Annotated in this window: 11 protein-coding genes; 9 read left to right on the forward strand and 2 right to left on the reverse strand. The window is 57.6% G+C overall.

The window, feature by feature from the left end; translation table 11 throughout:
* Positions 1 to 335: 335 nt before the first annotated feature.
* On the forward strand, positions 336 to 1,085 hold the full coding sequence (locus EN807_RS18200) for a TylF/MycF/NovP-related O-methyltransferase (RefSeq protein ID WP_135936111.1): 750 nt from the start codon (positions 336 to 338) through the stop codon (positions 1,083 to 1,085).
* A gap of 69 nt (positions 1,086 to 1,154) precedes the next feature.
* Here EN807_RS18200 and EN807_RS18205 read toward each other — a convergent pair whose 3' ends face one another.
* The gene (locus EN807_RS18205) at positions 1,155 to 2,078 is read right to left on the reverse strand and encodes a GSCFA domain-containing protein (RefSeq protein WP_135936112.1); all 924 of its coding nucleotides are present in this window, start codon (positions 2,076 to 2,078) and stop codon (positions 1,155 to 1,157) included.
* A 301-nt stretch (positions 2,079 to 2,379) separates the two neighbouring features.
* Between EN807_RS18205 and EN807_RS18210 the strand changes: the two genes are divergently transcribed.
* The 7 genes from EN807_RS18210 (at position 2,380) to EN807_RS18240 (ending at position 10,441) form a co-directional block, all read left to right on the forward strand.
* Positions 2,380 to 4,185 carry an ABC transporter ATP-binding protein gene (locus tag EN807_RS18210; protein ID WP_135936113.1) on the forward strand — a complete coding sequence of 602 codons (1,806 nt, stop codon included), beginning with the start codon at positions 2,380 to 2,382 and terminating at the stop codon, positions 4,183 to 4,185.
* A 6-nt stretch (positions 4,186 to 4,191) separates the two neighbouring features.
* Positions 4,192 to 5,370, forward strand: coding sequence for a hypothetical protein (locus tag EN807_RS18215; protein ID WP_135936114.1), 1,179 nt, complete (start codon positions 4,192 to 4,194; stop codon positions 5,368 to 5,370).
* A gap of 8 nt (positions 5,371 to 5,378) precedes the next feature.
* The gene (locus EN807_RS18220; RefSeq protein ID WP_135936115.1) at positions 5,379 to 6,566 is read left to right on the forward strand and encodes a hypothetical protein; all 1,188 of its coding nucleotides are present in this window, start codon (positions 5,379 to 5,381) and stop codon (positions 6,564 to 6,566) included.
* On the forward strand, positions 6,556 to 7,728 hold the full coding sequence (locus EN807_RS18225; RefSeq protein ID WP_135936116.1) for a glycosyltransferase family 9 protein: 1,173 nt from the start codon (positions 6,556 to 6,558) through the stop codon (positions 7,726 to 7,728). The genes EN807_RS18220 and EN807_RS18225 overlap by 11 nt, the downstream gene beginning before the upstream one ends.
* 192 nt (positions 7,729 to 7,920) lie before the next feature.
* Positions 7,921 to 8,955, forward strand: coding sequence for a hypothetical protein (locus tag EN807_RS18230; protein WP_135936117.1), 1,035 nt, complete (start codon positions 7,921 to 7,923; stop codon positions 8,953 to 8,955).
* A gap of 38 nt (positions 8,956 to 8,993) precedes the next feature.
* Entirely contained in the window at positions 8,994 to 9,758 is a 765-nt protein-coding gene (locus EN807_RS18235; RefSeq protein WP_135936118.1) for a sulfotransferase domain-containing protein, read from the forward strand.
* Complete coding sequence (locus EN807_RS18240; RefSeq protein WP_189522493.1) at positions 9,755 to 10,441, forward strand: sulfotransferase; 687 nt, start codon at positions 9,755 to 9,757, stop codon at positions 10,439 to 10,441. The genes EN807_RS18235 and EN807_RS18240 overlap by 4 nt, the downstream gene beginning before the upstream one ends.
* Positions 10,442 to 10,459: 18 nt before the next feature.
* On the opposite strand, the gene EN807_RS18245 is transcribed toward EN807_RS18240, so the two are convergent.
* Positions 10,460 to 11,380, reverse strand: a complete 921-nt coding sequence (locus tag EN807_RS18245) for a sulfotransferase family 2 domain-containing protein (protein ID WP_135936120.1) — start codon at positions 11,378 to 11,380, stop codon at positions 10,460 to 10,462.
* 297 nt (positions 11,381 to 11,677) lie between these two features.
* On the opposite strand from EN807_RS18245, the gene EN807_RS18250 reads away from it, so the two are divergent.
* Positions 11,678 to 12,391 (forward strand): sulfotransferase domain-containing protein, encoded by a 714-nt coding sequence (locus EN807_RS18250; RefSeq protein WP_127209253.1) that lies wholly within the window; start codon positions 11,678 to 11,680, stop codon positions 12,389 to 12,391.
* The last annotated feature ends 16 nt before the right edge of the window (positions 12,392 to 12,407 follow it).

Here is a 12,407-nt window from a genome sequence, read left to right on the forward strand (position 1 = left end):
TGGGGCTGCCTGCCGCCGCCAAGCGCGATGCCTGAGCTTTTCGATGGTATCTGCCGCGGGCGCCATCGCTCGCGGCGCGCGCAGCGCAAGCCGGGCAGTGGGATAACTCCGACAGCCCCGGGCGATTGACTGTTTCCGGACCGGCCCAGGCACGTGGCCCGTGATCTTGAGTCGCACCCCATGCAAGTTCCAACCTCGACGTCGCCTTATTACGGGCACCGGAAAGTGCTCTCTTGCGCGCTCGAAAAGCCCATGTCCTGCAGGCGGAACTCGACTTCATTCCGCGTCTGATGCCGGCAGAGCTTTCGATTCCGCCCGTTTTATGAACATAGAAAATGCTGGTACCGATGAAATTAAGAGATATGGCGCGCGCTGTTGTTTCGAAGAAACGCAGAGGCGTGGCTTGGTATAAGGTTTCTCAGAAGCAGGCCGACAAATACGGCTTCTATGTTTATTCCAGTCATATGATCTGGAAGGACCAGCCATTTTTCCGAAAGGCGCTGCAGCGGGTCAAAAACATCCGCGGGATTCCAGATCCCCGGGCTTTCGTCCTGCAAAGCTGCTTGCGATCGATCGAGCGTATCGATGGCGATGTGGCCGAATGCGGCGTAAGGCAGGGCCGGTCGACGATATTCATGCTGATGAGCGATCTTCGGCCACGGCACTACCACCTTTTCGACTCGTTCGCTGGCCTCTCCGAACCAACCGCAGAGGATCGCAAGCCAAACGGCCGAACGCCATGGAAGTCCGGCGATCTCAGCACCGACGAGAAGATAGCCAGAGAGAATATTTCCGGCTTCAGCAACACCACTTTTCATGTGGGATGGATACCAGAAACCTTTTCCAGCGTATCCGACCGGCGTTTCGCCCTGGTCCATATTGACGTCGATCTATACGAGCCGACACGTGACGCGCTTGCCTTCTTCTACGATCGGGTGTGCGCGAATGGCATGATCATATGTGACGACTACGGCTCTGGACTCTGTCCTGGAGCCCGAAAGGCCTTTGATCAATTCTTTGAAAACCGCCCGGAAGGCATCATCGAGCTTCCAACGGGGCAGGCGATTGTCGTAAAGCCAAGCTAGCGCTGAATGGCTGCGGCTACTTTCCATCGACATCAAGAGAGGGATGTCACGGCGGCAAGGCACGGGATGTCAATTCCCGCGTGATGGCGCCTGCGACGGAGAAAAGTATGCATTGAAAAACTGTTCAACGATCTCCTCGACGACCGATTTCTTTACGTGCCGTAAGTCCTCTCTATAGCTGCGAGCAAGGCCTCCATAGGTGACAAGCTCGAATGAGGGAAGGTAATGGACATTGTCCCGTTCCCGGCAGACTTGACCAAGCACAGCCCGAAGAACGGACTTGCCTTCAGTGCTCGCAGTGACGACATCCATGTCTTGAAATGTCCGAGCTAATGCAACCGGTGAGACTGTGAGAATTATCGGTGCATCGGGTTTGTGTTGACGGACCATGTCCACGGTAGCCATCACGTTGGCGTAGTTTTCCTGAAAGCCGCTGACGTGAAGCGTCGTTTCCTGCATTCCGCCTCCGCCACGATAAAGCGGTTTCTGTGCTGCTGCTTTGCCACTGGATTTGTTGATGAAGACCTCAGTCATTCCGAAGGTGAATATGAATGCCGTGGCTGCATCGAAGCCAACCCGCATCCCTCCGTTTATCCTCTCGATCACCTTTCTGAGAACTTGCGGAGATTTGGCGAAGATGCCGCGGCGGTACGGGTCCTGAAAGCAGATTGGGCCCCAAGGAGCACGTTTCTTGACCTGCCACCAGTCGTCATGGGCCTGATCCCATAGAACGGTGAAGGTGTTGTAGAAGTTCATATGCTCCTGCCGAGGCAGCTCATCTACAATGGCCTGTGTCGGGTCGAAGCTGATATTTCTGTAAGACGGAACGCATGCGATCTGTCTGCTTGTCAATGCACGTCGAATTTCCGGCGCGAAGCAACTCCCCATCGTGAAGAATATATCGTCAGAAGTGAATATTGAGGTTTTGCGGATTGTAACGGTGCCAGAACTGACAAAGTCGTCATACTTCGTGTTTGATTTGGTGGATGCCATCAAGCGAATAGGTTTAATGTATCCGAGTTGGTGGTAGAGCCGAAAAATACTTTCGTCAAACTCGCTCTAGCAATGTCACGATGGCTCCATGATCTTCATAGCCGGCCGCCGAGAGCAATGCCCGACACTTAGTCCGCTTCGCCGATAGCCGCAATCAGGAGGATTCAAGATTGACTATAACTTCGAACGAAGTCAGACGTCAGGTACCAGTTTGGCGCACGTGTGACGGCGCCGAGAAAATTTTCATGGATCGGCAGGAGCGAGGGTCGTCAGAGAACGATACATCGCATCGGGAAACGGAATGAGCGCAAAGAAACGAATTTCAGCGGCCCTGGCATACCCGCTGGTCAAGCGCCTGATCGTGGAGAACCTGCCGCCGCACATAAAGCTGTATCTCACCGGTTTGCTGTGTTCGATCGTTGCTGCGGCGGCGACCGGCGCAACGGCTTGGATCATGAGTGTCATGATCAATAGCATTTATGTAGAACGGAACGCTGCCGCCGCATGGGGTATTAGCGCCGTGATTGTCGGCATTTTCCTGGTCAAGGGGATCGCCGACTACTGCCAGACCATCACAACGGGGAAGGTTCGCCGGGCTATCGTTTCGGACCTTCAAAACCGCCAGTTTTCCCGAATGGTGCGTTTCGACATCAACCGCTTCGCTAACCAGCATCCGGCGAAATTCGTCTCCAAGATCATGTTCAATGCGCGCGCCGGGGCCGCCGTTATTCTCACCATCACGAGCAGCACCGTCTCCGATGTGCTGAAGCTGATTGCCCTGGCAAGCGTCATGGTCAAGCAGGATCCAATGATGTCGCTGATATCGGTGGCGGTTCTACCCCTGCTATTCCTATCGGTGGGCGCGATAACCAGGAAGCTCAAGGCGCTGGCAAGGGGCGAGACGGAGTTGGCAGCACTGGTCCAGTCGATCGGCACGGAAGCCGTCGAAGGTATCCGCACCATCAAGTCCTTCCAACTCGAAGACAAGGCGGCCGCCAGCTTCGCGAAGGCCGTCCGCAAGATGGAAAGGCGCGGCATCCAGATCAACCGCACATCGGCGTTGATGAGTCCATTGATGGAGACAGGCGGCGGCTTCATCATTGGCCTTTTCATTATTTACGCCAGTTGGCAGACCCTCGGTAACGGCAAGACGCCGGGCGAATTTATGGCCTTCATAACCGCCTTTATGCTTGCCTATGAACCCGCCAAGCGGCTGGCCCGGGTCAATGTCGACATCCAGAAGCAAATGGTGGCCGTCGGGCAGATGTATGATTTGATCGACACGCCAGAACAGCGACAACTCGCAACCGCGGGCGAGCACCTCACCGATGTCGAGGGCAGCCTCCGTTTTGAAGATGTGGCCTTCTCCTATGAAGGGAATAGCCCTGCGCTGCACGGTGTTTCCTTCGAGGTCCGACCTCGTGAGAAGCTGGCGATCGTCGGCCGCTCCGGCGCCGGCAAAACGACCATCGTCAATCTGATCCTGCGCCTGATGGAGCCGGACAGGGGCAGGATTCTCCTCGACGGAAAGGACATTTCGAAGATCAGCCTGGCCGACGTTCGCGACAATATCGCCCTGGTTTCACAGGATGTTTTCCTGTTCGAAGGCTCGATCCGTGACAATATTCGCGACGGACGCCCGAACGCCAGCGATCAGGAAATCGAGTCCGCGGCGGACCTCGCCCGGGTCACAAGCTTTGCTTCGAGCCTGGAAAACGGGCTCGACACGCTGGTGGGTCCGAGCGGCACCAATCTGTCAGGCGGGCAGAAACAACGCGTTGCCATCGCGCGCGCCCTACTCAAAAATGCTCCGGTGATTGTCTACGATGAAGCAACATCCGCGCTCGACGGCGAAAACGAACGGGCGGTCATGGAGGCTGCGTTCGACGATGCATTTCAGCGCACTGTGATCTGCATTGCGCACAGGCTTTCAACCATCAAGGCGGCCGATCGCATTCTGGTATTTGACGCTGGTATGCTTGCAGACTCCGGGACCCATGACGAACTCGCCATGCGCAGCGAAATCTATCGCTCGATCTTCCATTTGGAAGCGTCCGCTCCAATCGTCGAAGGCGGCAAAACGCTGCGGCAGAGCGTATTGCGCTGAAGGCCGATGACCAGTTTTTACCATGGCTCCTACATCCGGTATGTGATTGGTGGATTGGGCCTGCAGTTGCGCCGATACACAAAGGCCGTGCGGGCGCTGTATACCGGCTCCAAGCCTCGTTCCGTTCTTGAGCAGCAGGCCAAGGTCGACGCGCTGATCGCGCACAGGGACTGGACAGGCCTTGAAGCACGTACCAATGAAATGGCCATCATGGCCGATCGTGTCCGCGACCCGGAGTTGATGCAGAAGGCAGGCCAGGCGTTCGAACGGCTGGGCAACTTCGCGCGGGCGGCCGAGCTTCGGCTTTCCGCTCGCCGGCAACGAAAAGGGGAAGGTGCCAATGAGTGGACCGGAGAGGGCCTCGGTGCGGATACACTGCTGATCGATCTTGTAGAGGATGATCCTCGCAGTCTTGGCCGGGTTATCCGCCATGCGCGACTGGCCGGCGCTGCCGCTGCATGTGCGCAAAGCGCGACAATTCGGGTCGAGCCGCGCCTCGTATCGCTTGTGCAGCGGACGTTCCCGAATGCGACCGTGGTCCCAGCGCAGCAGAATGTCGCTGCTGGCAAATTTGCGACCTTCGAAAATCTCGCCTGGGTTTTCGGCCGCGATGCCGAAAGACTTGCCGCCGATTTCGTCCCGCTGCGGGCGGATCCTGAACTCGTCGAGACATTCCGCAAACGCTATCGCTCGATGACGGATCTGCCACTGGTCGGCCTGTCCTGGGGCAGCAAATCACACACCAAGGACGTCCCTGATTTCCCCGAATGGGCACGGTTCATCGCCCAGACACACGCGACATTCGTTTCCCTCCAGTACGGACAGATCAAGCCGGCGCTGCGGCGCCTGCGCAATGGCAATGACGCGCGGCTTCTCTATGATGACAGTGTCGACCAGATGATTGACATGGACCATTTCGCTGCGCAGGTCGCTGCGCTCGATGCCGTCGTAACGATCAGCAATACGGCGGCCCATCTGTCCGGAGCACTCGGTGTTCCGACCATTTTCTTGATCGACGACAAGTTTCAGACAGCGTGGCCAGTGATTGGCGATCGAACGCCTTGGTATCCGAAAGGGCTCGTCATTCGCAAGGAAGGACGTGCGTGGCCGGTGGTGCTCGACGACGTCGGCCGGCGGCTCTCGTCAATCCTGACGGTGCGTTCGACGCCGTCCAGCGATAGTTGAGGGTCGCTGTGCCGAGCAGACGATCCATCCTTGAAAAGGCAAAAGCCGCCGACCTGCGCCCGCAAGGTGTTGACGGCAAGCGGCTGCAGAAGGTTCTTGAACGAGCAAAGAAGTTTTTTAAGCGTCCCTCGCGCCATGCTGACGAAAGCGTCGAACGGCATGTGAGCCTGATGGCGCAGAGTGTCGAGCGGCGTGACTGGCAGGCGGCCCGGGAACATGCGCTGGCACTCGGCCTGCTCGGTGAGCAGCTTGGCGATCCCGGGCTTGTCAAAAAAGCCGGGCGTGGACTGAGACGTCTCGGCGGCGGGAATCGTGCCTGGCAGTTGATCGCGTCGAGCAAGCAAGTGCCCGGCCGGCCCGAATGGGATGGCAGTGATCTTGCGGGTCGCAGGCTTGCCGTCGAGCGGCGCGAAGGCGATCTTGCAATCTTCTTCCAGTTCGCGTCGCTGCTGGGGCCGGTGGTCGCAGCTGCCGAACGATGCACCGTTCTGGTCGAGCCGCGACTCGCGCCACTTTATCGCAGAACATATCCTGCGCTCGATATCAGGCTGGAAGGAGAAGGGGAGGTGGCGGCGACGGACGCCGATGTCTTCGCCTGCTTCGAGACACTGGCGAAGCACTTCTGGCCGGATGAGCCGACAGCGCGCGCGCCATTCATTCCGTTGGAGCCGGACCGCCGACTGGTGGCCGAGCTACGCAGCACCTATCTCAATCGCGGCTCGGGGCCTCTGATCGGCTTCGCCTGGGGAAGCCTGAACAAGAGCAAGGATCTGCCGGCTCTGGACGATTGGCGGGCGCTGCTCGGCAATCTGCCGGGACGTTTCATCAGTATGCAATATGGCGATGTCGGGCCAGCGCTCGCCGAATTCGAACGCTGGGCGCCGGGACGCATCATCCATGACGCTTCCGTCGACCAGTTGTCGGATATGGACCGCTTTGCCGCGCAAATCTCAGCACTCGATGCGGTGGTGACGATCAGCAACACCGGCGCCAATCTAGCGGGAGCGCTTGGCGTTTCGACTGTCGTCATGCTTGACGATGGGTTTCGGCTGTCGTGGCCTGCCTTCGGCGAAACGGTAGCCACATATCCAAGCGTTCGACTGGTTCGGAAGGGCGGCCAGGCATGGGCATCCGCAATGCAGGAAGCAGGTGGACGGGTTACGCAAATCATCAGTGGAGTTGGTGATGGCCGGTAGCCAACTCCTTCGCCGGTTCCGCCGCGGTGTCGCGCTTGCAGGCTACAAGTATAAGGTCTGGTTCCGTCGCCACCGGCGGCAGCTTTTCCTTCGCTGGCGTGATGGCGACATTGCCGATCAGATGGCGGATTATCGGCGAAGCATTGAGGCGCGCGATTGGTCGGCCGCACTGCCGAAAGCCCTGGCTCTGGGGTCGATTGCGAAGTCGCGGGGCGAGGTTCGCCTGCTCGACGAGCTTAGCAAGGCGCTGATGCGTATGGGCGCCTACGGCCCGGCGGCCGAGCTCAAGATCGCCCGGCGCCACATCGTTGAGGGCCGCGTCAACGGCGAATGGCTCGGCCAGGATATCTCGAACCAGGTCTTACTCGTTGATCTGATGGAGACCGAAAAGCAGGGTCTGGCAACCGCGATCCATCATGCGAGTTCCGTCGGCCGTGCGCTCGCCCGGGCCGCTCGTTTGATCGTCCTGGTCGAGCACCGGTTGGTGCCGCTCTTTCAGCGGACATTTCCCGCCGCCGATGTGCGAGCTGTCGGTCCAGGGAACAAGGCCGCCTATGGCGAGGCGCAGGCCTTTGCGGGCGTTCAGCATCTGACGGCCGTGTTCGAGACAGATGAGACCGCGATCCGGGAGCATTTCGTCCCCCTGAAGCCGGATCCGGCGCGGGTCGCTGAACTTCGCGCCCGCTATCGGAAGGATGGCCGGCCTCTGGTTGGTGTCGCATGGGGCAGCTCCAATCCTGGCAAGGACCTGCCGCCACTTACGGCATGGCGCGGGCTTATCAGCCGTGCCGACCTCCGGTTCGTTTCGCTGCAATATGGCCAGGTCGCGTCCGACCTGAAGATCCTGACCGATGGCGAGCTCGCGCGTATTCTCCATGACGGATCAATCGACCAACTTGTCGACATGGACCTTTTCGCGGCGCAGGTTGCCGCCATGGACGCCGTGGTAACCATCAGCAATACCGGGGCGCATCTGGCGGGCGCGCTCGGCATCCCGTCGGTCTTTATTCTTGGCGATGGGTTCAAACGTTCCTGGCCGGTCGAGGGCGATCGCACACCCTATTATCCTTCCGCCGTGCTGGTCTCGAAACGGGAAAGGCCTTGGGCCGCGGTGATGGAAGACGCACAAAACCACATGGGCTCACTCATCAGCACTGTTTGAATCCACCACGCAAGGCATCGCGAGTGTGCCAGGCAGGTCCAAACCGGCGAAGTGGTCAAGCGCCTTTCTTGACGGCAAGAGCATTGTAAACTACCCGGCGGGGCGGCCGTTCTGAATTTCACGGATAAGAGGCGATGCATATCTTTGGGTAGGTCGAGAACCAAGGCGGCTTCTCCTGTCAGCGAAGGCTTTGTGCAGCGGCTCCTCGCCGCGTACCGGCTTGTTCATCCAGGAAATCTGTTCAAGCGCGGGCGTATCTACGCCCGCGGCAGAGCAGCGACGAGGACTGTCTACTTCGTCCCACACAACCGCAACAATGTTCGGCTGCTGGCTGACGCGGCAGAAATTCTGGTTGACCGCGGCATCCGCTGCGTGTTCGCGCATCTCGATGGATTGAAACGCGGCGGCGTAGCGCGACCTGAACTCAACGCCCGGGGAATATCGCATATCGGCTTTGCCGAGCTCGAGCGGATGATCAGACCCGGCGACATGCTGGTGACTGGAAATGACTATGCGCCGCAATTCTTTAGGCGATTCATAGACTCCATCAACTTCGGCATGGTCCGTGTGGTCGGGCTGATCGGCGGTGCGCGACTGCTGCAGCCGCATCGATTTGTGAGAGCTGACTACATCCTGTCGATGGGACCAGCGGCGCTGCAGCAAAGACGCCAGCCGACATACGTTGTCGGCTCCCCGGTAATTGAGCGTGCCGTCGGAAGCGCTGGCGCCAGGCACGATGAAGGGCTTTTTGTGCTGGTGAACTTCAAGGGGGATATCGAAGAGCCCGCAGATCGCCAAGCGATTGAAGCCGTGGCAGCCGCATGTGCGAAACTCGGCCTTTCCTATGTCGTTAGCGTGCACCCCACGATGTTCGCAAAAGTCGATATGCTGAACAAATCGACCCTGGATTTCGCACAGCTGCTTCCGGACGCTCTGGCGCTCGTAACGCGCCCAAGCACCACTGTTTACGAAGCAATCGCCTGCGGCATTCCGGTGGTGCTGTTTCCGCTGGTTTCTCCCATGGTCGAGTTCGACAGCCCTATGGGCGCTTTCAAACCAACATTGTCGGAGCATGACCTCGTCGAGGATATCCGCGCTGCGGTCAGGTCAAGGCCGACTTATTTTGAGCAAAGCCGGGACTTCCTCAATGCCAATCTGTCGATTGATCCAAATGTGCCGGCTTCGCAACGGATCGCCAATGCCTTAATCGATATTTACAATCGCTGATCTGCTCGATCAAAGTGCCCGCAATCGGAGTCCGCAAGTTGAGTTTGTTTTCCAACTTTTTTGCAAGAAAGCCGCCCCTCCTTGTCGTCTCGTTTCCCAAATCCGGGCGGACCTGGCTGCGCGTAATGCTAGACGATCTGGGCGTGGATGCGGCTTACACGCATGACGGTTCCGACCACAAGGACCTGCGTGACATTGCGCAGATCAGCCCCGATAAATCTCGCTACAAACGCCAACGGATTCTGTTCCTGACGCGAGACCCCCGCGACACTGCGGTATCTGGATATTTTCAGGTCAACAAACGCCACGGGCTGGAAGCAGGTCCGATCGGCGATTGTATAAGAAGCCCCAAACACGGTGTCGAGAAGATTGCCCTTTTCAACCTGCAGTGGTTTGCGGCCGCAAGTCACATGCGAAAGATTGCGCTTCTGCGCTATGAAGATGTGCAGCGGGATACAAACGACGCATTGCGCAGCATCGGAAAATTTTTGGGAAAATCCTTTGAGGAGTCCCAGCTTGCCGATGTTGCCGTCAGCAGATCGTTCAAACGGATGCAGCAATCTGAAATCTCAGGAGAGCTGGGTGCGCGCTATGGCGGGAGATTGCAACCGCGCGATCCTGACGACCCGGAAAGCTTCAAGGTTCGAAAAGGTAAGGTCGGTGGTTATTTGGACTACCTCAGCGCGGATGATATTGCCTTTTGTGACAATGTGCTTGCGCGGCTCGATTACTGGAAGCGGCTTGATGAAGCCTTTCAGCGGCATGGCATATCTTATGCCGACGACAGGGCAGGTGTGAATTGATCCGATGCACAGGCTTTGTCTGCGGATGCGGACATAGCGGCACCACGCTGATAGCTACGATTCTTGCCTCGCATGCCGATGTCTTTTTGCCATTCGAAGAAACGAACGTGTTTTTCAAATGGGCTCCGCTTGCGCTGTATCGCTACTCGAAGCTGAAACGGGCGGCCATTGGGGCGGGCAAGTCGGTGCTGCTTGAAAAGACACCGCGTCATATCAGGCGTGTCGACCGGATACGACGCCTGGTGCCGGGCGCGAAGTTCGTGATGCCGGTACGCGATGGGCGCGATACCGTTGCTTCGCTGACAAGGCGGCTTGGCGATGCGACCGCGAGTTTGGATCGATGGATTTCGGATAACGCAATGGTGCTTGCTGAGCGCGGCAGCACCGACGTCCTGATTTATCGCTACGAAGATCTTGTCGATGACCCGCAAGCGACCGTCGAAAAGATCTGCACCTTCCTGGGATTGTCGTTCGATCAGAGTCTGCTCGACTATCATCGGAACCCGCAACGATGGTTCACACTCGATGCGCAACCACAACATGCAGCGTTGCGCAACCAGCAAGTGAACCAGCCAATTTATGACGGCCGCGGCCGCTGGAAGACCGAACTGGGTCAGCAGGAATTGATGGAGCTTACCGAGGGGCGTGGGAAACCCCTGATGCAGGCGTTCGGGTACATTTGAGACCGCCGCGCGACCACTTTACTCAGGAAGCGCGCGCGGATAGCCAAACTGATCGAAGTCGCGCTCATACGCGCGATAGATGGTATCAGCCAGTTCTGGCGTGAAATAGTCGGCAAGCCTGCGGCGGGAGGAGGTGTGCAGAGGTGGCATCGCCGCGCGTCGCATCTCGTCGCTTGCACCGACATGATCGAGAACCCGTTCGAAGTCCTGTGCGAAAGTCTCCGTCTTGCCGACGAGGTCGAACGCAACTCCTGGAAGGTCAACGATGTCGCTTTGCCGCTGCCAATGCTTGTCGATCCGCCATGTGGAAGTCGTGCAGGCAAAGGCCACGAAATCTGCAAAGGACAGGCTCTTGTCAGCACCAACAGGCAGCGCCAGATCAGCCCTTTCGCGGTGGGCTAGATAGACCTCCACCCTGCCGTAACCAGGCACAAGGGGACGGTCGCGATATTGGTCGGCCCAGCACGACAACAGCCGGGTATAGGGATTGCGAACGAAGGTAAATCGCAAGGCTTCGGGACTTGTGGCCATGCGATAGAACTGCAGGACGCCATGGCGAGGCGCCTGCAAGTTCGACGCCTTTCGGTTGTGCACCCTCCAGTTCTGGTCGCTGCGCCACCCCGACACGGTGTCGTTTCCGATCATGGCTGCAAGGTTGCTGCGAATGCGGCTGCTCGCCGCCTTTGGCGTGGCGAGGTACAGGATCTTGAGTTGCGGGACTACGTCGATCAGGTCGTCCGGCAGATATGCGGTTTCCATGGCTCTGCGGTAAAAAGCCAACGCCTCGGGATTGCGCCAGCTCAAAACCTGCTCGACAACCCGCCACCGAAGCGACCGCAGTTTCGGCCTCAATTGGCGTTCGATTTTCCTCAATCCACGAGTCTGCTTCGATTTCGGGACGGGAATCTCATACGACACGTTGGGGGTGCTGGTGTTCATCCGCTCTTTCCTATTAGTTTCTAAATGCCTCACCACTGGGAAAACCGCAAGCAACGGTGGACAATCGCCCCAAATCTGTTTTCGCCGCGCGCCAGCACCGACTTCCTGATCTACCGCAACAGTGATTTACGGTTGACGCGCAACCGGCCGCCGAGATTGGGAAGCGTATGGACGAGGCGCGACAAAAGACGTGGTTGCTCATCGGCCAAGTTTGATCGACATGAGTCGTCATGTCATAAGGTCCGGAAGCGGGGTCCTTAGCAATCGGCAGCTGATAGGAATGTTTGCGAGGTGACCATGAAATTACTGCGGTGGCTCAAACCGAAGGCAGAAGAAAATTCCAGTAATTTAGGCCTTTGCATTTCCTACCCCAAATCAGGGCGGACATGGTTAAGAGTCATGCTTGATCAGCTTGTCGTCGGCCTCGATTACACCCACGGCGGCAGCGCGTTCCACAGAAAAGATTTCCGCTCTGCCGACGCTTTTTTGGGAAAGCGGCCCCTGATTTTTTTGCATCGCAATCCGATCGACACAACAATTTCCGGATATTTTCACGTCACCAAACGCGAAGCGTGGCGCGGCTTATTCCAAGGCGATTTGTCGAGCTTTGTACGAGACCCACAGTTTGGTATCGAGAGGACCCTCCGCTTCAATGCAATGTGGCTGGCGGCAATAAGAGAAAGAGACGATGTGTTGATCACGCGATACGAAACGCTCCACAGCGATGCCGCCTCCGAGCTTAGACAAATCGCGAAATGGTTAAATGTAGAACCAGACGAGGAGGAAATTACGAAAGCAATTGACGTCGGTCGATTTGAGTCCATGAGAAACAAGGAATCCTCTGGGCAAAGCGATGAGCGCTATGGTCACCGCTTAAGAACGGTAGACAGCACCGATTCCGATAGTTTTAAAGTTAGACGCGGCGTAGTTGGCGGGTATAAGGACTACCTTACCGAAAAAGAAATTTTATACTGCAAAAATATCATGGAAAATTATGGAATAACTGCCTAGCGATAACCACATCTTC

This window comes from Mesorhizobium sp. M5C.F.Ca.ET.164.01.1.1, from assembly GCF_004792125.1.
Taxonomy (GTDB): domain Bacteria; phylum Pseudomonadota; class Alphaproteobacteria; order Rhizobiales; family Rhizobiaceae; genus Mesorhizobium; species Mesorhizobium wenxiniae.